This is a genomic window from Sphingobium sp. RSMS (assembly GCF_005406185.4).
GTDB lineage: Bacteria > Pseudomonadota > Alphaproteobacteria > Sphingomonadales > Sphingomonadaceae > Sphingobium > Sphingobium fuliginis.
The window spans coordinates 3,352,209-3,373,358 of the sequence record NZ_CM191257.1 but is presented as its reverse complement, the minus strand read 5'-3'; the positions used below and the strand labels follow the sequence as shown (position 1 = coordinate 3,373,358).

The following is a 21,150-nucleotide window of genomic DNA, read 5'->3' as shown; positions in this document are numbered from 1 at the left end:
CGGGCATGCGAATCTTCACCATCGGTTATGAGGGCGCGACGCAGGACGAGGTGATCGCCGCCCTGCGTGCGGCGGGGGTGACGATGCTGGCCGATGTGCGGGCGGTGCCGCTGTCGCGGCGGCCGGGCTTTTCCAAGAATATCCTCGCCGCCGGGCTGCGCGAGGCGGGGATCGATTATGTCGGGTTGAAGGCGCTGGGGACGCCCGCCGCCGGGCGGGAGGCGGCGCGCAAGGGGCAGCACCAGCGGCTGGCGGAGATTTATGCGGGGCAGCTGGAGCTGCCCGAGGCGATGGTGCAGGCCGCGCAACTGGTGGAGATGGCGGAGGAGCAGGCGGTGGCGCTGCTGTGCTTCGAGCGGGATGCGGCGGCCTGTCACCGGTCGTTGCTGATCGATGCGGTCATGCCGGATGCGGAGCGGGTGGATCTTGTGCCTTGAGGAGCGCGCTTCCCCTCCCCTGAAGGGGGGCTTCTATATATAAATTCAGTTTCTTTGCCGCCGAAGCGATTCCATATTGCATTGCAGCAGGGGGTGGCGTTTCATCGCTTTCATGCTGAAGGCCGCGCTCCACCACCTGACGTCCTATCGCTACAGTCGCCCGATCACGCTTGGGCCGCAGGTGATCCGGTTGCGGCCCGCGCCGCACAGCCGGACGAAAATCCCCAATTATGCGTTGAAGATCGATCCGCCGGGGCATTTCCTGAACTGGCAGCAGGACCCGCATGGCAATTGGCTGGCGCGGATCGTCTTTCCCGAGCCGGTCGACCGTTTCTCCGTCGAGGTCGACCTGCTGGCCGATCTCGACATCATCAATCCATTCGATTTCTTCGTGGAGCCTTATGCGGAGGAGTATCCCTTCGCCTATGACGAGCAGTTGAAGACCGACCTCGCCGCCTATTTCGATCTGGAGGATCAGGGGCCGCTGTTCGAGGCTCTGGTGGAGAGCCACAAGGGGTTTGAGGGGCGGACGATCGACTTTCTGGTCGAGGTGAACCGGCAGCTTCAGCAACGGGTCGGCTATGTGATCCGGATGGAGGCCGGGGTGCAGTCGCCGGAGGAGACGCTGGAGATCGGCACCGGGTCGTGCCGGGATTCGGCCTGGCTGCTGGTGCAGTTGCTGCGGCGGCTGGGCTTTGCGGCGCGCTTCGTATCGGGATACTCGATCCAGCTTGTGGCAGACGTCGAGCCGCTGGAGGGGCCGAAGGGGGTTTCGCAGGACGTGGTCGATCTGCATGCCTGGGCGGAGGCCTATGTGCCGGGCGCGGGCTGGGTGGCGCTCGATGCGACTTCGGGGATGTTCGCCGGAGAGGGGCATATCCCGCTCTGCGCGACGCCGCATTATCGCTCCGCCGCGCCGATCAGCGGGATGGCGGAACCGGCGGAGGTGGACTTTCACTTTTCCATGGGCGTCAGCCGCATTGCCGAGGCGGTGCGGATCACCAAGCCCTTCACCGATGCGCGCTGGGATGCGGTGATGGCGCTGGGCGCGCAGGTTGACACCGATTTGCAGGCGCAGGACGTGCGGCTGACGACCGGGGGCGAGCCGACCTTCGTGGCGGAGAATGGCGGCGATTCGGGCGAGTGGAACGGCGATGCCGTGGGGCCGACCAAGGCGGGTTATGCCGACCGGCTGATCCGGGGGCTGCGGGAGGCCTTCGCGCCGGGCGGGATGCTGCATCACGGGCAGGGCAAATGGTATCCGGGCGAGAGCCTGCCGCGCTGGGCCTATGCGGTATATTGGCGGCAGGACGGGGTGCCGATCTGGCGCGATGCCGGGCTGATCGCGGATGAGGTCGCGCCGGAGGATGCGCGGGTCGTGACGGCGGAGGATGCGCAGGCCTTCATCGCGCATATGGCGGGGGCGATGGGCTTTTCCGCCGATCATATCCAGCCGGTTTTCGAAGACCCGGCGGTATGGGCGGTCAAGGAGGCGGACCTGCCGGTCAACACCTCGCCCGACGATCCCAAGATCGCCGATCCGGAGGCGCGGGCGCGGATGGTGCGGGCGTTCGAGCGGGGGCTGGACCAGCCGGTCGGCTATGTGCTGCCGGTGCAGCGGTGGCAGGCTCAGGCCGCGACGCCGCGCTGGCAGAGCGAGATTTGGCAATTGCGGCGCGGGCGGCTGTTCGCGGTGCCGGGGGATTCGGCCCTGGGCTATCGCCTGCCCCTGGGGTCGTTGCCGCATGTGCCGGAGGCGGCCTTTCCCTATATCCATCCCCGCGATCCGAGCGAGCCGCGCGGCCCCTTGCCCGATTTCCGGGCGACGTTGGACGAGGTGCATGCGCAGCCGGTGCAGCGGGTGCCCGACGCGCCGGGCGGGGCCGTGGCGCAGGAGCGGGTCGAGCAGTTCCATATCGAGGGGGCGGTGCGCACCGCCGTGACGGTGGAGCCGAGGGGGCACTTCCTGTCCGTCTTCCTGCCGCCGGTGGAGGCGCTGGAGGATTATCTGGAACTGATCGCCGAGGCCGAGGGCGCGGCGGAGGCGATGCGGATTCCGGTGCGGATCGAAGGCTATGCGCCGCCGCCCGATCCGCGCCTGCAGGTGCTGAAGGCCACGCCCGATCCCGGCGTGATCGAGGTGAATATCCAGCCTTCGTCAAGCTGGGACGAGACGGTGGAGATCACCGAGCGGCTCTATGCGCTGGCGCGGACCTGCGACCTTACCGCCGACAAGTTCATGGTGGACGGGCGTTCGGTGGGGACCGGGGGCGGCAATCATATCGTGCTGGGCGGGCCGAGTTTGAACGATTCCCCCTTCATCCGGCGGCCCGACCTGCTGAAGAGTTTCGTGCTGTACTGGCAGCGGCATCCTTCGCTGTCCTATCTGTTTTCGGGGCTGTGCATCGGGCCGACCAGCCAGGCGCCGCGCATCGACGAGGCGCGGCATGACGGGCTGTATGAGCTGGAGATCGCGCTGGCGCAGGTTCCCGCGCCCGGAGAAGGCGATGCGCCGCCGCCATGGCTGGTCGACCGGCTGTTCCGCAACCTGCTGGTCGATGTGACGGGCAATACCCATCGCACCGAAATCTGCATCGACAAGATGTTCTCCCCCGACGGGCCGACCGGGCGGTTGGGGCTGCTGGAGTTTCGGGGCTTCGAGATGCCGCCGGAGCCGAGGATGAGCCTTGCCCAGCAATTGCTGTTGCGGGCGCTGACGGCGTGGTTCTGGCGGCAGCCGCAGCAGGGCGGTCTGGTGCGCTGGGGGACGGCGCTCCACGACCGCTTCATGCTGCCGCATTTCGTCTGGGCGGATTTTCTGGAGGTGCTGGGCGACCTGCGCGGGGCGGGTTACGCGTTCGATCCCAACTGGTTCGAGGCGCAGCGGCAGTTCCGTTTTCCGGTGCATGGCGCGGTGGATGCGGGCGGCGTGGGGCTGGAGATTGCCCATGCGCTGGAGCCGTGGAATGTGCTGGGCGAGACCGGGGCCATTGGCGGGACCGTGCGCTATGTCGACAGTTCGACGGAGCGGTTGCAGGTGCGGGCGACGGGGCTGGTCGCGGGGCGGCATGTCGTCGCCTGCAACGGGCGGCGCGTGCCGATGACGCCGACCGCCGTGCCGGGCGAGGCGGTGGGCGGCGTGCGGTACAAGGCATGGGCGCCGGCCGCCTGCCTGCACCCTGCCCTGCCGGTCAACGCGCCGTTGACCTTCGACGTGCTGGATAGCTGGAGCGGGCGGTCGCTGGGCGGCTGCGTCTATCATGTCGCGCATCCGGGCGGGCGCAATTACGACACGCTGCCGATCAACGCCTATGAGGCGGAGGCGCGGCGCAAGGCGCGGTTCCAGGACCATGGCCATACGCCGGGGCCGGTCGACATGCCGCCCGCCGAGGCCCCGGGCGAATTTCCGATGACGCTGGACCTGCGTTTCCGGCATCCATGACCGTGGCGAGCGCCCCTGTCGTGGAAGCGGCCGGTTGGGCCGACGCCTATCTGGCGCGGGCGCCGGAGGGCGACCTGTTCGCCGGAGCGAGCGCGGAGATGGCCGGGCACTGGCGGACGATGCTGGAACGGCTGTCGGCGCAGGCGCAGGGCGATCCGGCGGTGCTGGCGGGCAATGTCGAGCGGCAGGCGGTCGACCTGGGGCTGGCGTTCCGGCTGACCGGGGACCAGCAGGAAAGGCCCTGGCCGCTCAGCCCCATTCCGCTGCTGATCGGGGCGCGGGAATGGACGCATATCGAGCAGGGGCTGATCCAGCGGGCGCAGTTGCTGGAGCGGGTGATCAGCGACATCTATTCCACCCAATCCCTGGTGCGCGATGGGAAGCTGCCCGCGAGCGTCATCACCGGCAGCCCCCATCACTGGCGGGTGATGACCGGCGCGCCGCCGCCGCATGGGCATTTCGTCCATTTCTACGCCGCCGATCTGGCGCGGGGGCCGCAGGGCGATTGGCGGGTGCTGGCGGACCGGGTGCGGACGCCCGTGGGCGTCGGTTATGCGCTGGAGAACCGGCTGGCCCTGTCGCGGGCGACCGGGGACCTGCTGGGCGCGCTCAATGTGCGGCGGCTGGCGCCGTTCCTGAGCGATTTGCGGCGCGGGCTGGCGGCGGATTGCGAACGGAGCGATCCGCGCATCGGGCTGCTGTCGCCGGGGCGGTTCAACCAGAGCTATGCCGAGCAGGCGCATCTGGCGCGCTATCTGGGCCTGTTGCTGGTCGAGGGCGACGACCTGATCGTGTCGGACGGGCAATTGTTCGTCCGGACGATCCAGGGACTGAAGCGCGTCGATGGCCTCTGGCGCTGGATGGACAGCCGCTTCCTCGATCCGCTGGCGTTCGACGCGGAATCGCGCATCGGCGTGCCGGACCTGTTCGACGCCTGCGTCAAGGGCGGGCTGATGCTGGCCAACTGGCCGGGCGTGGGCGTGATCGAATCGCGGGCGATGGCGGCCTTCCTGCCGGGGCTGGCGCGGGAGGTGCTGGGGACGGACCTCATCCTGCCCAATATCGCGACATGGTGGTGCGGGCAGGCGGCCGAGCGGGCGCATGTGGCGGGGGCGATGGACGAGCTGGTGGTGGGGTCCGCCTTCGACCGGGACGTGGCGGGGCTGACGGGAACGCGGTTCCTGCCCGGATCGGGGATGGATGCGGCGCAGCGGGCGGCCCTGCTGGAGGCGATGGCGCGGCGGCCGATGGATTATGTCGGGCAGGAAGTGGTGCGGCTGTCGACCACGCCCGCGATCGTCGGGGGCAGGCTGACCGCCCTGCCCTTCACCCTGCGGGTGTTCCTGGCGCGGGACGAGCTGGGGCAATGGCGGATCATGCCGGGCGCCTTTGCGCGGCTGGCGGCGCATGGCGACATTCGCGCCGCGCTGATGGGCGAAGGCGACCTGTCGGCGGACATGTGCGTGCTGGACGGCAAGCCGGTGCCGCAGGACGGACTGTCGGCGGCGGCTCCGGCGATCCGGCGGGTGGGCGGCATGCTGCCCGCCAAGGCGGCGGACAATCTCTATTGGCTGGGCCGCTATATCGAGCGGATGGAGATGACGGCGCGGGTGATCCGGGCGATCGTCGGCGGGTCCATCGAGGCCGATCTGGGGCCGGCGGTGGGATCGCCCGCCATGGACCGGCTGATGGGGCAGCTTGCGTCCTGGGGCGCGATTCCGGCTGTTGCGGGGGCGGTCGGGCCGCTCTGCGCGCAGGCGTTGGGCGATGGCGCGCAGCCGGGCAGCGTGCGGGCCCTGCTGGCGGCGGTGGCGGGCATAGGGGAAGGGCTGCGCGACCGGCTGGCGGTGGATTACTGGCGGCTGGTGCGGCTGCCCCTGCCCGATTTCGACGGCGGGGTGACGGAGACCCTGCTGAAGGCGTCATCCCGGATGATCGAGCGGATTTCCGCGCTGTCGGGGCTGGCGGCGGAGAATATGGGACGGACCGAGGGGTGGCGCTTCCACGACATGGGGCGGCGGATGGAGCGGGCGATCAATGGCTGCCGTCTGGCGATGCTGTTCGGGGGCGATGGGGCTTCGGCGGACGACCTGACCGTGCTGCTGGACCTCAACGACAGCCAGATCAGCTATCGCAACCGCTATCTGGCCGGGCCCGCCCTGGCGCCGGTGCGCGATCTGGTGGCGCTGGAGCCGCATAATCCGCGCTCCATCGTCTATCAGGCGGAGAGGCTGGCGGAGCATGTCGGGGCGCTGCCGACGCTGCATGGCGACGGCATGCCCGAGGAGCCTCAACGGCTGGCGGCGATGCTGGCGGCGCGGCTGGCGCCGCTGACGGGGGATGTGCTCGGCATGGCGGACTTGAGCGATGCGGAGGGCCGGTTGCTGGAACTGTCGGACGCCATCGGGCAGCGCTATTTCCTGCAGCGCCGCAAGGAAAAGAGCGAGGGCGCCAGCCTGCTGTCATGATCTACCGCATCCGGCATCAGACCATCGTGCATTATGATGCGCCGGTGCAACTGGCGCGCCTGAACCTACGGCTGCGGCCCGCGCCCTGGCCGGGGCAGTGGACGTCGGACTATCATCTGGCGGTCGATCCGGCCCCTTCCTCCATCGAATCGCGGCCGGGGGCATGGCCCGTGCATGTCGCCCGGCTGGAGATCGACAGTCCGCTGCGCCGGATCAGCATCGACAGCAGCTTTCGCGCCGGGGTGCAGGGCGGGCCAGCGGCGGAAGCGCGGGACGATGATCCCACCGTCGGCGCGGTGGCGGAGGCGGCGCTGGTGGCGCGGGACATGGGACCGGCGGGGCCGGCGCATTATCTCCACGCCTCCCCGCGTGTGCCATTGGCGGCGGAGATCGGGGCTTGGGCGGCGGATTTGCTTGTCCCGGAGCGACCGATTGTCGGGGCCGCGCTGGCGCTGGCGCAGCGGATCAAGGGCGAATTCGCTTATGTGAGCGGGGCGACGGACGCGGCGACGCCAGTGGCGGAGGCCTTTGCGGCGCGCCATGGGGTGTGCCAGGACTTTGCCCATGTGATGGTGGCGGCGTTGCGCTGGTTCGGGCTGCCCGCCGCCTATGTCAGCGGCTATCTGCGCACCGATCCGCCGCCGGGCATGGCGCGGCTGGTGGGCGCGGACGCGATGCATGCTTGGGCGATGCTGTGGTGCGGGCCGGCGCGGGGGTGGATCGGCCTTGATCCGACCAACGGCGTGATCGCCGGGGACGGGCATCTGTTCGTCGCCATGGGGCGGGACTATGCCGATGTCGCGCCGATGGACGGGCTGTTCGTCGGCGGCGCGGGCCAGAGCGTGCAGGTGATGGTGGACGTCATGCCGGAGGATGAAGCGGCGTAAGGCGCGCCCGGAGCGCGCTGCGCCAATCGCACGCAGCGCGCTCCGGCTTTCTGCCGCATCCTTTCCAGAGCATCGTGCGCAAAAGTGGGAACCGGTTTTGCGCACGATGCTCCGGCGGCTCTACCACCCTCCAGCCCATGTCATGGTCAGCGACCGGAGCCGTGGACCCGCACCTGCCCGGTGCGATAGCCCTTCTCGCGCATTTCCTTCGCATAGTCGCGGCGGGCGTCGGCCAGTTCCGCGCGATATTCGTCCCAGGCGTCGCGCTCATCCTCCGCATCGGTGGCGTGGCGCAGGTCGTGGGCCAGTTCCTTGCGGGCCTCCGCAACATCGGTGCGATAGTTGAACCAATATTTATTCTGCACGCCCGCAATCGGCGCGGGCAAGGTCATGTCGTCCTCCATCGCGGCGAGCCTTTCTTCATAGCTCATCGCGCCATGGGGCATGGCCGTTGCGGAAAGCGGCGCCATGGCGAGCATGGCAAGGGCGCTGGCGACAGTCGAGCGTTTCATGTCTCTTCTCCTCTTCCTCGTCCCGATGGAGGGTCAACGTGCGAGGAAAGGGATTTTGCGCATGAACGGTTGTGCAGAATGGATGAAGCGCATCCCCGCGGCGACCGGCGGAAAAGGGAAACCGGCCGGAAATTACTCTATTTCAAAAGGTTATGGCAAAATCCCGCCCATGGCCCTTGCAGCGGCCATGGGCGGGAAGGGGAAGCGGGTCACATGCGGATCGCGTTGCGGAACATGACGAAGGCGATGATCACCAGATAGACGCCGAAGATCTTCTTGAGCGGGGCGGCGGGCATGGCGTGCGCGACGGCGACGCCCAGCGGCGCGGTGAGCACGGACATGGAGGCGATGGCGAGCGTCGCGGGGATGTTGACATAGCCCAGCGATCCCCAGGGCAGGCCGCCTTCCTTGAGGCCGATCAGCGCGAAGCCGATGGCGCTGGGAATGGCGATGAGCGTGCCGATGCCCGACGCGGTGGCGATGGCGCGGTGGATCGAGCGGCCGCACAGCGTCATCACCATGATGGCGATGGTGCCGCCGCCGATGCCGAGCAGGGCGGAGAAGGTGCCCAGGCCCCCGGCGATGCCGACGCGGGCGATGCCCGAGGGCATGGTGTCGCTGATCACCTTGCCGCCGACCTTGGGCAGCAGGAAGTTGAGCGACATCAGGAACACGCCGATCGCGAAGATCATGGTCAGGATGCGTCCGTCGACATGGCCGGCCAGCAGCACGCCCGCGCCGTCGCCCAGGATGATCCACGGCGCCCAGGTCTTGAGCACTTCGAACTCCACCGCGCCGCGCTTGGCATGGGCGAGGAGGGAACGGATCGACGTCACGATGATCGTCGCCGCCGACGTGCCGATGGCGACATGGGCGATGGCGTCATGCGTGCCGCCCAGCAGCGGCAGCACCACGAACAGCGCAGGCACCACCACGAAGCCGCCGCCGATCCCGAAAATCCCCGCCGCGAAACCGGCGAACAGTCCCGCCCCCAGCATCGCGACCAGCGGCAGGAGCCAGGTCATCACGTCACCGTGCATCAGCGCTGCTCCCCTGCCGGTGCCGTGCGGGCGGCGTTATGGGGGAAGATGCCCTGGTGGATCAAGGCGGCGGAAGCTGTGCAATCGACCATGATGGAAACCCATGCCTCTCTTCGGCGGAATGTAAGTGGCGGGGACGATCAACTGCCCCACATCTTCCCAAGACGAACGAAGTTGGGGAACCCGCAAAGGAGAGGCGCAATATTGTGGGGGAGCGGGAGAGGATGCGGGTGGATTCCAGGGCCCGGACCGGGCATCTGCGCGCTTGGCAAAAAAGAAAACGGCCCCGATCACGGAGCCGTTTCCCTGTTTCAGAAAACCGAGGGGGGATCAGGCGGCGAGCGCCTTCACCTTGTCGGTCACCACGGTCACGCGGGCGGTCAGCGGCGAGGCCACGTCGCCGGCCAGCTTGATCAGCGCTTCGCTGCTCTTGGCCGCTTCCTTGGTGAATTCGTCGAAGCTGCTGGAGAGCAGCTGGCTCTGGAGCTGGAAGAATTCGGTCGGCGTCTTCACGGTCGAGAAGCTCTTGAACGAGGCAGTCGCCTTTTCGAAGCTCTTGCGGCTGTAGTCCACGGCTTCCTGGCCCAGGGTCTCAAAGCCCTTGGCCGCGATCTTGCCGGATTCGACCAGCGCTTCGACATTGCCCTTGGCGATGTCGCTGAACTCCTCGATCGCCTTGGTCGACTTCTCGACGCTCACCTTCGCCTTCTCGTTCAGGTCGGCATAGACCGTTTCGAGCTTGGCCTTGGTTTCTTCAGCGAATTTCTTTCCGGTCTCGATCACGTCGTTCATCATCTTCGTTCCTTCTGTGGCGGGCAGCAACATGGGCTCTAGCGGCCCGGCCTTGGACGACAGGCTCTTCCATAGCTCCGGTTCGGTCGGCGTCGGTTCCGCAACCGGCTCAAACTTCGGCGTCTTCACCGCCGGCGCCGCGGCGACGGGGGTGGGTTCGGGCGTCGCATCCTTCACCAGCTCGGGCTCAGGCGCGGCGTCGACCGCCGTGGTCGCCGCGATCACCGCCACCGGATCGGCCTTCGCCACGGGCGCCGGCCTGGGGGCTGGAGCGACGGGCTTGGGCGGCGCCGGTTTCCTGACGGCGGGCTTCGCCTTCGTCGGGGCCGGGGCCTTGATCGCAGCTTCGGCGGCCTTGAGCGCCTCACTGGCGGACAGGGTCGACGACGCCTTCTTGGCGGCAGGCTTCTTACGCACTGGCTTTGGGGTAACGGCCATGGACCAACCTCCATTTGTTGCAGTGCACAATATAGGGATCGAAATGCGGTTGCAAGTGTTTTTGTGCAGTGCAACAAAAATGCCTCATACAGCCCGTCGCTGCAACGAGGCGGGCTGCCGCAAACCCTGTCCCATCTGTCCCACGTGAAGGAACTAACGGGTTTTCACATAGCGGCCGGGCGCATCCTCAATGGCCTTGAGTCGGCCCCTGCCCGGGCGGCGGGCGCCCTTCACCGGGACCGTGGCGGGGGTCTGCCCGCGAATCCACTCGATCCAGTCGGGCCACCAGCTCCCCTTCGTCTCCTTCGCCTGTGCAAGGAAGGCCTCCAGGGTGGGCTGCGATTCGGTGCAGGTCCAATATTGATATTTGCCGGCGGCGGGCGGGTTCACCACGCCCGCTATATGCCCCGACCCCGCCAGCAGGAAACGGATCGGGCCGGAGAAATGTTCGGTCAGTTTCCACACGCTTTCCAGCGGGGCGATATGATCTTCCCGTCCTGCCTGCACATAGGCGGGGGTCCTGACCTGGCGCAGGTCGATGGGCGTGCCCGCGACACTGATCGCGCCCGGCCGGACCAGCAGGTTGTCGCGATAGAGCTGGGTCAGATAATCCCTGTGCCAGCGCGCCGGCAGGTTGGTGGTGTCGCCATTCCAGTAGAGCAGGTCGAAGGGCGGATAATCCTGCCCCAGCAGGTAATTGTTGACCACATAGTTCCAGATGAGGTCGCGCCCGCGCAGCAGGTTGAAGGTCGCGGCCATGTAGCGCCCGTCGAGGAAGCCGCCGGAGGAAAGCTGCTCCACCATCTTCATCTGCTCGTCATCGACGAACAGGCTGAGGTCCCCTGCCTTGCTGAAATCGACCTGGGCGGTGAAGAAGGTGGCGCTGGCGACCTTTTCCCCCTCCCCACGCGCCGCCAGCAGCGCCAGCGTGGCGGCAAGGGTGGTGCCCGCGACGCAATAGCCGATGGCGTGGACGCCGGGCACGCCCAGCAGGTCGCGCACCGTGTCGATCGCGTCGATCTGGCCGTTCAGTATATAATCGTCCCAGACCAGATCCTTCATCGAGGCGTCGGCCGATTTCCACGACACCAGGAAGACGCTGATCCCCTGGTCCACGGCCCATTTGACGAAGCTTTTTTCCGGCGACAGGTCGAGAATGTAGAAGCGGTTGATCCATGGCGGGAAGATGATCAGCGGCGTTTCCAGCACCTTGTCCGTCGTCGGGGCATAGTGGATCAACTGGTAGAGCGGCGTTTCCCTGATCACCTTGCCCGGCGTGGAGGCGATGTTGCGGCCAAGCTCGAACGCCGTGCCGTCCGTGTGGGTGAGCTGGCCCTTTTCCAGATCGGCCAGCATGTGCTGGAGGCCCTTGACCAGATTCTCGCCGCCGCTCTGGATCGTCTTCTGCACGACCAGCGGGTTGGTCAGCGGGAAATTGCTGGGGGCGATGGCGTCGAGCAGGCCGGTGGTGGCGAAGCGCAGCTTTGCCTTCTGCTTCGGATCGACGCCGTCCACCGCGTCGGCCAGCTTCATCAGATAATCGGAGAGCAGCAGATAGCTCTGCCGGATCAGGTCGTAGAAGGGATGCTGCGTCCAGGCCGGGTCGGCGAAGCGGCGGTCGCGCGCGGCGGCGGGGCTGCCCGAGGGCGGCGGCTCCGGCTGGTCGCGCAGCAGGCCGCCGGAATCCAGGAAACGCTGCCACAGCGCCAAGCCTTCGTCGGCGAAGCCGGTCTGGATGCGCGCCACGGCTTCGGGATCGAAGGGCAGCGTGCGCCCGGTCGCGCCCGCCGCCTGTTCCAGCAGCAACTGCTGCGCCCGGCCCAGCACCTGCGTCCATTGCTGCATGTCCTCCAGCGTGGGGAGATGGGGTTCCATGACGTCCTGTGCTTTCATGGCCACCTTCCTTCGCCTGGCATGGTCCGGTCCGCCGCTTTCTCTGGCGTGTCGCGGGCTGGCGGGTTATAGCCGGATCGTGACAAGCCGAATGCGCGTCACGCACTATTCCTTACAGCGAGCTTTCAGGAAAGCCCCAATGTCCGAAGAATTCTACCGCATGAAGCGTCTGCCGCCCTATGTCATCGCCGAAGTGAACGCGATGCGGGCCGCCGCACGCGCCGCGGGGGAGGACATTATCGACTTAGGCATGGGCAATCCCGACCTGCCGCCCCCCGACCATGTCATCGCCAAGCTGTGCGAGGTCGCGCAGAAGCCGAGCGCGCATGGCTATTCCCAGTCGATGGGGATTCCGGGGCTGCGCCGGGCGCAGGCCAATTATTATGGCCGCCGTTTCGGCGTCGATCTGGACCCGGAGACCGAGGTGGTCGTGACCATGGGGTCGAAGGAGGGCCTCGCCAGCCTGGCCACTGCGATCACCGCGCCGGGCGACGTCGTGCTGGCGCCCAATCCCAGCTATCCGATCCACATGTTCGGCTTCATCATCGCGGGGGCGACCATCCGATCCGTGCCGACCACGCCGGACGAACATTATTGGCAGTCGCTGGAACGGGCCATGGCCTTCACCGTGCCGCGCCCGTCGATCCTCGTGGTGGGCTATCCCAGCAATCCGACGGCGGAGACGGTCGACCTCGCCTTCTACGAGCGGCTGGTCGCCTGGGCGAAGGAGAACAAGGTCTGGGTGCTGAGCGACCTTGCCTATTCCGAGCTTTATTATGACGGCAATCCGACGCCCTCCATCCTGCAGGTGCCGGGCGCCAAGGATGTCGCGGTCGAGTTCACCTCGCTCAGCAAGACCTATTCCATGGCGGGCTGGCGCATCGGCTTCGCCGTGGGCAACCGGCAACTGATCGCGGCGTTGAAGCGGGTGAAGTCCTATCTGGACTATGGCGCGTTCACGCCGATCCAGGCGGCGGCCTGCGCGGCATTGAACGGGCCGCAGGACATCGTGCAGAAGAACCGCGAACTCTACCACAAGCGCCGCGACGTGATGGTGGAGGCCTTTGGCCGGGCGGGCTGGGACATTCCCGCGCCCAAGGCGTCGATGTTCGCCTGGGCGCCGCTGCCCCCTGCCCTCAAGGACATGGGGAGCCTGGAATTTTCCAAGCAGCTCCTTACCCATGCCAAGGTCGCGGTCGCGCCGGGGGTCGGCTATGGCGAGGATGGCGAGGGCTATGTCCGCATCGCCATGGTGGAGAATGAGCAGCGGCTGCGGCAGGCCGCGCGCAATATCCGGCACTATCTGAAGTCCATGGGCGTCAATACGCCGGCCAAGGGCGCTGCCTGAGAAATATAGGCCTGAGGAATATAGGCCTGAGGAATATTGGATTGCGCTCCTGCGGAGGCGCTGAAGCGGGACAGGCGGCTCGCATGCAGCCCGGTTCGGAGGGTTGAGTGATACCCGGACGGCGGAACTGGGCTCCTGCCTCCGCAGGAGCGCGTTTCCTCCAAGTCATGATGGCGTGAGCCCCATGCCATCATTTCAACCCTTGCCATTTCCTTCGCGCTGCGCTGCTGTGAAACGATGATCGCACTCCCCCAGGTTTCCCAGGTCGCACAGACTATTCAGCTCGCTTTGGCTCCCGTCTTCCTGCTTGCGGGCATCGGGGCGTTCCTGAACGTCTGCGTCGGGCGGCTGGCGCGGATCATCGACCGGGCGCGGAAGGTGGAGGAGAAGATCCTCGCGTCCCGCGGCAAGGAACATGACCGGATGGTCAGCGAAATCCGCGTGCTGGACCGGCGGATGAGCGTGGTCAACGGCGCGATCTTCCTGTCGGTGGCGTCGGCCTGCGCCGTCTGTCTGGTGGTCATCCTGCTGTTCGCGGCCAATCTGTTCGGGGTGCATCTGGGCACGCCGATCGCGATCCTCTTCATCCTGGCCATGGTGTTGCAGGCGGCGGCCTTCGGCACCTTCATCCAGGAAATCCGGCTCGCCTCGCGCACCATCCACATCCGCAACGAGGTGCTCTATCACAAGGTCGAGGAAGAGGGCGCGGGATGACGAAGTTCACGGTCAACGACCGGCCCGTCCAATATCGCATGGACCCGGCGACGCCGCTGCTGTGGGCGCTGCGCGACGCATCGAACCTGACCGGGACGAAATATGGCTGCGGCACGGGCGATTGCGGCGCCTGCACGGTCGACATAGACGGGGAAGCCGTACGCTCCTGCCAGGTGACGATCGCCGCCACGGAGGGCAAGTTCGTCACCACCATAGAGGGATTGTCGCCCGACCGCGGCCATCCGCTGCAACAGGTGTTCGCGGCGGACAATGTCTCGCAATGCGGTTACTGCATCCCCGGCGTCATCATGGCGGCGTCGGTGCTGCTGCGGCGGACCAGCGATCCGGGCGACGAGGAGATCGACGCGGCGATCACCAATATCTGCCGGTGCGGCATCTATCCCCGGTTGCGGGGTGCGATCCAGCGGGCGGGACGGGTGATGCGGGGCGAGGAGGTGGTGGACGCCGTGCCGCCATCCGGCATCACGCCGGACGAAGCGGCGAAGGCGGTTCCGGCGCTGCGGAAGCCCTGAGGCCATCCGCGTTCCTGCCGTTCAGCCGAAGCGGTAGCCCGACACGGCCCAGCCCAGCACATTGCTGGCGTGGTCGCGCACGGCCGCATCCTCCCCGCCCGCGCCCAGGGCGACCATCAGCGGCAGGAGATGTTCCTCGCGCGGATGGGCGAAGCGGGCATGGGGCAGGTCGGCCCAGGCGGCGACGCGCTGCGCCCGGCTGGCCGGATCGGGGTCGGTGACGGCGGCGGTCAGGGCTTCGTCCCAGAGCATCGAAGGCTGGGTCGCCTGTGCGCCGCGCACGCGCAGATTGTGGAAGCTCATTCCCGATCCGATGATGAGGACGCCCTCGTCGCGCAGCGGCGCGAGCGCCCGGCCTGCGGCGAGATGCGCGTCGGGATCGAGATCGCCGCGGAGCGAGAGCTGGGCGACGGGGATGTCGGCCTGGGGCAGGGCGACCTTCATCGGGATGAAGACGCCATGGTCCCAGCCGCGCGCATCCTCCCTGCCGGTGGGGAAGCCCGCCTGTTCCAGCAGGCTGGCGGCCCGGCGGGCGAGCGCGGGCGCGCCGGGCGCGTCCCAGCGGAGCGCATATGTGTGCGGGGGAAAGCCGTAATAGTCGAACAGCAGGCCGGGCCTTTCGCCGTCATGGACGGTGAACGGGCTTTCCTCCCAATGGCCGGAGACCAGCAGGATCGCACGGGGGCGTTCGGGCAGGGTCGCGACGATGCCCGCCAGATAGTCCTGCATCGGCTGCCACATCGGGTCGCAATGCGGGCGATCGGGGTCGCTGGGGTCCATGAAGAAGCAGGGGCCGCCGCCATGGGGGATGAAGAGAGTCGGTTGTCTCATGCCCAGGAGATCGGATGGATTTGGGCGCGGCGCAAGCGGGGCGCTGGAAACGGATTGTTTCGGGTGGGGCGTGAAAGGCGGCGGCGGGCGGCCCTCAAGCTTCGTTTTCTTCCAGCACGGGGGCGATGGCCTGGGCCAGAGTGGCGCCGGAATAGGGCTTTTTGAGCAGGGTCACGTCGCCGAAGCGTTCGGGCAGGTCCAGCCCGTCGCCATAGCCGGTGGCGAAGAGGAAGGAGACGCCCTTTTCCGCCAGCAGTTCCGCCACGGGAAGGCTGGTTTCATTGCCGAGGTTGAAGTCCAGGACCGCCAGATCGACGTCATGGTTCGCGATCGCATCCCGCGCGCGGCTGACGCTGGCGGCGGTGATCACTTCGGCGCCGAGGTCGCGCAGCGCGTCCTCGCCATCCATGGCGATGATCATATTGTCTTCGACCAGCAGGACGTTGCGCCCCTTGAGCAGCGTCGGCGTGGGCGCCGGGGCGGGGCTGGCGCGTTCGATGCCGACGACGTCGGGCAGGACGGAGGCGACATGGGCGGAGGGGATGCAGAATCGCGCCTCCAGACCGGAAAGGCGGTAATGCACCTCCGCCCGGCCATCGAGATCATAGGGGATGGACCGTTCGATCACGGTCGATCCGAAGCCCCGGCGGGTGGGCGCGACCACGGCGGGCCCGCCGCTTTCCCGCCAGTCGAGCAGCAGGCTGCCGTCGGCATCGACCCTCCAGCCGATGGCCACGCTGCCATTGTCGGACAGAGCGCCATATTTGGCGGCGTTGGTCAGCATCTCATGGATCACCAGCGCCAGCACCGTGAAGGCGGCCGGGGTGAGCAGCACATTGGGACCGGTCAGCTTCACCCGGTCGCGCCGTTCGGCCAGATAGGCGGCCGATTCCACCTCTATCAGGTCGTAGAGCCGGGCGGGCGCCCAGCGGTCGGCGGTGATCTGGTCATGGGCGCGGGCCAGGGCGTGGACGCGGCTTTCCAGCGTGTCGATGAACTGGTCGACCGATTCGGCGCTGTCGCGGGTCTGGGACAGCAGCCCCCGGATCAGCGAGAGGATGTTGCGGACGCGATGATTGAGTTCCGCGATCAGCAATTCCTGCTTCTCATGCGCCTTCTGCCGTTCATCATGGGCGGAATCGGACAGGCGCAATATGACTTCCAGCAGGGCGGTGCGCAGCGCCTCCGCCACGCGCAGTTCGGCGGCGGTGAAGGGCACGGCGGTGCCGCGCACCAGTTCCGACCATTGTTCGAAGCTCTTGCGCGGGGTCAGGCGGGGGCCGTTGGGGCCATATTCGATATGCTTTTCCGGGCTTCCCGCCCAGCGCACCGAGCGGAGCTGTTCCGCCCGGAACAGCACCACATAGTCGCGCGGGCGGCGCGAGAGCGGGATGGCGAGCAGTCCCGCCGCGCGGTCGGCATGGGCGGACGATTCGGGCAGCAGGCGCGCCAGATGATCGGTGGTGAAGACCTGGCCGGCGGCGGCCCGGTTCAGCATGGCGACGATGGCGGCGAAGCTGCGCTCGTCCGGGGCGAGGCCGGAAAAGGTCATCTGGCCGTCGATATAGACCCCGACGCCGTCGGCTGGGATGGTGTCGAAGATCACCTCGCCCAGCCAGCGGGCGTTGGACAGCAGGTCATGGTCCTGCGCCACCGCCGACATCAGCCGGTCGGCCACCTGCCGCGCCTTGCCCTCATAGGCGGAGGTTTCGCTGCGCTCCCGGTTTTCGAGCATCATCGAGAAGATCTGGCCGAACAGTTCGGCGGCGCTGCGCTGCGCGAAGCTGGGCAGGCGGGGGCCATAATGGTGGCAGGCGAACAGGCCCCAGAGCCGCCCTTCGACGACGATCGAGATGGAGAGCGAGGCCCCTACCCCCATATTGCCGAGATATTCGATATGGATGGGCGACACCGCCCGCGTCAGGCAGAGCGACATGTCGAGCGCGGCGCCAGAGGGGTCGAGCTGCGGCACGATGGGAACCGGCTGCGCCTGCACGTCCGCGATCACGCGGAAGATGTTGCGCAGGTAGAGCGCCCGCGCCTGCGCCGGAATGTCGGACGCGGGATAATGCAGACCGAAGAAGCTGTCGATGCCGGGACGCAGCGCTTCGGCCACGACTTCGCCGTCGCCGCCCTCCGCAAAGCGATAGACCATCACCCGGTCGAAGCCCGTCAGCGCCCGCACCTGCCGCGCGCCATCCCGCAGGAAGGCGGCCATGCCCTGCGTCTGGCCGAGCCGCGACACCATGGAGCGGACCATGCTGCTGGCCTCCATCTCGTCATGGGACGCCGGTTCGGCCTCGATCACGACCAGCGATCCGGAGAAGTGGACGGCGACGTCGAACGGCGCGATCCCCTCGATCAGGGTGAGGGAGAAGATGCGCTCCACCGCGTCGGGGCCGCGCAGCAGGGTGATGCGGTTGCGCAGGGAATGGACCGCCTCCCCGCTGAAGATGCCGCCGATCGGCCGGCCCAGCATCTGTTCGGGCGAAAGGCCGATATGATCGGCGCTGTTGGCCGACACGCGCGACACCAGCCAGTCGGCGGTCAGCGCGATCAGGAAACCGAAGGGCTGGACCGTGCCCAGCACATGGATCGGCTCCCGGTCGCAATTGCTGAGGTCGACGGCGAAATCCTGGGCCGGGATATTGCCGTCAGCCATGGACGGGCGCCACTTCGCCCCTGGCGGCGGCGGCGAACAGATCGAAGGCGGCCTCCGCGCCGCGGATCGCGTCGCCGATCCATGGCTGGCCCCCATCGGCCGCGGCTTCATCCAGTCGTCGCTGGAAATCCGCCCAGCCGCCCTTTTCATGCACGGCGGACAGATAGGCGCGCGGCAGGCCGGGGCCGACGCGCCGGGCGAGCATGGCGCCGCCCAGGCGCGATCCTTCCAGCGTGTAGCGCAGGCCCCAGCGATAGGCATCGGACGGGGGCGCCGGCGCAGCGAGCGGCGCGGGCTGCGGTTCGCCCAGGGCCGCAAGGTCCCGGGTCAGCAGCGGCAGGCGCGGCGCATCGGGGCGGGTCATCCGCTCCAGCGGGGCGAGCGCCCGGGCATGGGCCTTCAGGAAGGCGGCGTAGCCGGGGCGATCGTCCAGCGAAAAATGCGAGAACAGGTCGTCGACACGCTGATGGCTTTCCATCGTCGCTTGGCGCAGGGCCTGTCGGGCGCTGCCGGCAGTGGGCGTTATCGTCACCCGGCATTCCTAAGGGGCTTTGCGGGGGGGGCGCACTGATCTGGATCAGCTTTGGCCTTCCTTCGGTCACATTTCCGGGGATTTCGGCGCAAAGCAGCCTTTGAGGCGCCGCCGGGGATTCTTTCAAATCGCTGACAGACAAGTTCAGCATCGTGACATCGCACAAGTCCTAAAAGCGACATATGAGGGGCGAATGGCCCCGTGAAACAAAGGCGAACGGCATGTTGAGGAAAATGATGCTGGCGGGCTTGATGACCGCGACGGTACTGGGCGGGATCGCCCCGGCCTATGCCCAGCGGGGCGACGATGGCGGCTGGCGCGGCCGTGGCGGCGAACGGGCGGGCCGGCCCGAAGGCGGCCGTGGCGGCCAGGGCAACGGACAGGCGCAGCGCCAGTGGCAGGGCGGCGAGATGCGGCAGCAGCGGCCGGAACGGCCGGCGCAGGTCGCCCAGCCGCAATGGCGCGGCAATGAGGCGCGGCCCGACCAGCGCGGCCCCGCGACGGTCACCCGCTGGAACCGCGACCAGCAGCGCTTCGAGACCACACCCCGTGGTGGCGACAGAGGTGGCGACAGGGGTGGCGGCAACTGGGGCGGAAACGACCGCGATCGGCAGAACTGGCAGGACAATCGGCGCGACAATGACGGCCGGGACTGGAACCGGAACGACCGGAACCGGAACGACCGGGATCGGGGCGGCTGGGATCGGCGCGACGACCGCAACGACCGCCGCTGGAACGATGACGACCGGCGTTGGAATGGCGGCAATCCGGGCTGGAACAACGGACGGCGCTTCGACGACCGCACCCGGTGGCAAGGACAGAGGCGCTGGGACAATGGCTGGCGCAACGACCGGCGCTATGACTGGTACAGCTATCGTTCCCGCTATGGCGACCGCTACCGGATCGGCCGCTATTATGCGCCGCGCGGCTGGAACTACGGCTATTCGCGCTTTTCCATCGGGATCTTCCTGAACAGCCTGCTCTATTCGAACAGCTACTGGATCGACGATCCCTATTCCTACCGCCTGCCGCCGGCCTACGGCTCGCTGCGCTGGATTCGCTATTATGACGACGCGCTGCTGGTCGACATACGCGACGGCTATGTGGTCGACGTGATCCACGATTTCTTCTGGTGATGCCGGAAGACATGCGCTCCTGAACTGGCCTTCAGGACATACTGGACCTGGGACGGCGACGTTCCAGGTCCTTTTCATTTGCGCAGGGGCGCGGGCCGGTGGCAGGAGAGCGGCATGAGCGAGATTGTTGACGATGGCGGGGTCGCCTCCGCGGCGCGGGCGCGGATCGGGGATTCGGTGCGGGCGCGGCTGGAGCGCAATCCGATGGTCAGCCGGATCGATACGCCGCAGCTTGAAATCTATGGCCGGCAGGAATTTCTGAGCGCGGAGGAATGTGCGGGCCTGCGGGAGCTGATCGATGCGGGGGCGCAGCCCTCCACCCTGTTTTCCGGCAGCGCCAATGCCGATTACCGCACCAGCGCGAGCTGCAACCTCAGCCCCTGGAGCCCGCTGGTCGGGGGGATCAGCGACCGCATCTGCGCGCTGATGGGCCTGGCGGCGGAACATGGCGAGACGCTGCAGGGGCAGCGATACCAGCCGGGCCAGGAATATAAGGCGCATTGCGACTATTTTCCGGTGACGGCCAGTTATTGGCCGGCCATGCTGAAGACCGGGGGACAGCGGAGCTGGACGGCGATGATCTACCTCTCCCCGGTGGAAGCGGGCGGGGAGACGCATTTCCCGCATTGCGGGTTCATGGTCCCGCCCGTGGAGGGCATGCTGCTGATGTGGAACAATATGGAGCGGGACGGATCGCCCAACCGATCCAGCCTGCACGCCGCGCGCCCGGTGGAGCGGGGCACCAAATATGTCGTCACCAAATGGTTTCGCGAGCGGCCCTGGACGCCCTGATCCCCGGACCGCCGGGCCCGGCGGCCCCTGATACAAAGTGCGACATAAATGACTGATTCCTGACCGTTTCATTCCCGGCATGTTCAGGTGGCGGGGCGCATATCCGTCTTCGTGGTCGGCGGAACCGGTCGGGCCGGGGAAAGTTCTCCCCTCCCCCACCGCACTTCAGCCGCCAGGCAATGGGAGAAGACCTATGCGTAAATTGATCATCTTGGGCCTGATGGCCGCTACCGTCATGCCGGGGGCCGCCATGGCCCAGTCCCGCGCGGAGGTGCGCGACAGCGCCCGTGAGCTGCGCCACGAACAGCGCGACCTGCGCGATGCGCAGCGCTACGGCAACCGGCGCGACGTCCGCGAGGAGCGTCGGGACGTGCGCGAAGCCCGGCAGGAATTGCGCGAGGACTGGCGCGATTACCGCAGGTCGCACCGCGACGTCTATCGCGGCGGCAACTGGCGGGCCCCCTTCCGCTACAATCGCTGGGAAGTCGGCGCGCGGCTTCAGCCCAACTATTATAATTCGCGCTACTATATTTCCGACCCCTATCGCTATCGCCTGCCCCGCGCCGGCGCGAACCTGCGGTGGGTGAGGCATTATAACGACGTGCTGCTGGTCAATGTGCGGACCGGCCGGGTGATGGAAGTGCATCGCGGCTTCTTCTGGTAAGAGCCGCCAGGCGTGAAAAACGAAACGGC

General features: G+C 67.4%; 17 protein-coding genes. 10 read left to right on the top strand and 7 right to left on the bottom strand.

Annotation, left to right across the window (positions count from 1 at the left end; all coding sequences use genetic code 11):
- Positions 1 to 5: 5 nt before the first annotated feature.
- The 4 genes from EGM87_RS16490 (at position 6) to EGM87_RS16475 (ending at position 7,234) form a co-directional block, all read left to right on the top strand.
- Entirely contained in the window at positions 6 to 437 is a 432-nt protein-coding gene (locus EGM87_RS16490; protein ID WP_025552249.1) for a DUF488 domain-containing protein, read from the top strand.
- 112 nt (positions 438 to 549) lie between these two features.
- Positions 550 to 3,879: a transglutaminase family protein gene (locus EGM87_RS16485; RefSeq protein ID WP_171407202.1), complete on the top strand. Its 3,330-nt coding sequence runs from the start codon at positions 550 to 552 to the stop codon at positions 3,877 to 3,879.
- Positions 3,876 to 6,347 carry a circularly permuted type 2 ATP-grasp protein gene (locus tag EGM87_RS16480; protein WP_137709556.1) on the top strand — a complete coding sequence of 824 codons (2,472 nt, stop codon included), beginning with the start codon at positions 3,876 to 3,878 and terminating at the stop codon, positions 6,345 to 6,347. Before EGM87_RS16485 ends, EGM87_RS16480 begins: the two co-directional genes overlap by 4 nt.
- Positions 6,344 to 7,234: a transglutaminase family protein gene (locus EGM87_RS16475; protein WP_137709557.1), complete on the top strand. Its 891-nt coding sequence runs from the start codon at positions 6,344 to 6,346 to the stop codon at positions 7,232 to 7,234. The genes EGM87_RS16480 and EGM87_RS16475 overlap by 4 nt, the downstream gene beginning before the upstream one ends.
- Positions 7,235 to 7,380: 146 nt before the next feature.
- Here EGM87_RS16475 and EGM87_RS16470 read toward each other — a convergent pair whose 3' ends face one another.
- From EGM87_RS16470 to EGM87_RS16455, 4 genes are all read right to left on the bottom strand, one after another.
- Complete coding sequence (locus EGM87_RS16470; protein WP_025547345.1) at positions 7,381 to 7,746, bottom strand: hypothetical protein; 366 nt, start codon at positions 7,744 to 7,746, stop codon at positions 7,381 to 7,383.
- Between the two features lie 209 nt (positions 7,747 to 7,955).
- A complete protein-coding gene (locus tag EGM87_RS16465; protein ID WP_025547343.1) occupies positions 7,956 to 8,786 on the bottom strand; it encodes a sulfite exporter TauE/SafE family protein in 831 nt (276 codons plus the stop codon).
- Between the two features lie 330 nt (positions 8,787 to 9,116).
- Positions 9,117 to 10,016 (bottom strand): phasin family protein, encoded by a 900-nt coding sequence (locus EGM87_RS16460; RefSeq protein WP_137709558.1) that lies wholly within the window; start codon positions 10,014 to 10,016, stop codon positions 9,117 to 9,119.
- A 153-nt stretch (positions 10,017 to 10,169) separates the two neighbouring features.
- On the bottom strand, positions 10,170 to 11,909 hold the full coding sequence (locus EGM87_RS16455) for a PHA/PHB synthase family protein (protein ID WP_137709559.1): 1,740 nt from the start codon (positions 11,907 to 11,909) through the stop codon (positions 10,170 to 10,172).
- A 139-nt stretch (positions 11,910 to 12,048) separates the two neighbouring features.
- Between EGM87_RS16455 and EGM87_RS16450 the strand changes: the two genes are divergently transcribed.
- The 3 genes from EGM87_RS16450 to EGM87_RS16440 all read left to right on the top strand — a co-directional run bounded on the left by EGM87_RS16450 (position 12,049) and on the right by EGM87_RS16440 (position 14,504).
- Positions 12,049 to 13,257, top strand: coding sequence for an LL-diaminopimelate aminotransferase (locus EGM87_RS16450; RefSeq protein ID WP_025547340.1), 1,209 nt, complete (start codon positions 12,049 to 12,051; stop codon positions 13,255 to 13,257).
- A 237-nt stretch (positions 13,258 to 13,494) separates the two neighbouring features.
- Positions 13,495 to 13,971: a DUF2721 domain-containing protein gene (locus tag EGM87_RS16445; RefSeq protein ID WP_025547338.1), complete on the top strand. Its 477-nt coding sequence runs from the start codon at positions 13,495 to 13,497 to the stop codon at positions 13,969 to 13,971.
- A complete protein-coding gene (locus tag EGM87_RS16440; RefSeq protein ID WP_025547336.1) occupies positions 13,968 to 14,504 on the top strand; it encodes a (2Fe-2S)-binding protein in 537 nt (178 codons plus the stop codon). The genes EGM87_RS16445 and EGM87_RS16440 overlap by 4 nt, the downstream gene beginning before the upstream one ends.
- A 21-nt stretch (positions 14,505 to 14,525) precedes the next feature.
- Here the strand turns inward: EGM87_RS16440 and EGM87_RS16435 are convergent, their stop codons facing one another.
- The 3 genes from EGM87_RS16435 to EGM87_RS16425 form a co-directional block, all read right to left on the bottom strand.
- A complete protein-coding gene (locus EGM87_RS16435) occupies positions 14,526 to 15,335 on the bottom strand; it encodes a DODA-type extradiol aromatic ring-opening family dioxygenase (protein WP_137709560.1) in 810 nt (269 codons plus the stop codon).
- 94 nt (positions 15,336 to 15,429) lie between these two features.
- Entirely contained in the window at positions 15,430 to 17,997 is a 2,568-nt protein-coding gene (locus tag EGM87_RS16430; protein ID WP_137709561.1) for an HWE histidine kinase domain-containing protein, read from the bottom strand.
- On the bottom strand, positions 17,990 to 18,529 hold the full coding sequence (locus EGM87_RS16425; protein ID WP_410483100.1) for a biliverdin-producing heme oxygenase: 540 nt from the start codon (positions 18,527 to 18,529) through the stop codon (positions 17,990 to 17,992). The genes EGM87_RS16430 and EGM87_RS16425 overlap by 8 nt, the downstream gene beginning before the upstream one ends.
- Before the next feature lie 221 nt (positions 18,530 to 18,750).
- On the opposite strand from EGM87_RS16425, the gene EGM87_RS16420 reads away from it, so the two are divergent.
- The 3 genes from EGM87_RS16420 to EGM87_RS16410 all read left to right on the top strand — a co-directional run bounded on the left by EGM87_RS16420 (position 18,751) and on the right by EGM87_RS16410 (position 21,121).
- The gene (locus tag EGM87_RS16420) at positions 18,751 to 19,665 is read left to right on the top strand and encodes an RcnB family protein (RefSeq protein WP_048576442.1); all 915 of its coding nucleotides are present in this window, start codon (positions 18,751 to 18,753) and stop codon (positions 19,663 to 19,665) included.
- A 114-nt stretch (positions 19,666 to 19,779) separates the two neighbouring features.
- A complete protein-coding gene (locus EGM87_RS16415) occupies positions 19,780 to 20,457 on the top strand; it encodes a prolyl hydroxylase family protein (RefSeq protein WP_137709562.1) in 678 nt (225 codons plus the stop codon).
- A gap of 193 nt (positions 20,458 to 20,650) precedes the next feature.
- Positions 20,651 to 21,121 carry an RcnB family protein gene (locus EGM87_RS16410; RefSeq protein ID WP_025547327.1) on the top strand — a complete coding sequence of 157 codons (471 nt, stop codon included), beginning with the start codon at positions 20,651 to 20,653 and terminating at the stop codon, positions 21,119 to 21,121.
- Positions 21,122 to 21,150 lie beyond the last annotated feature (29 nt).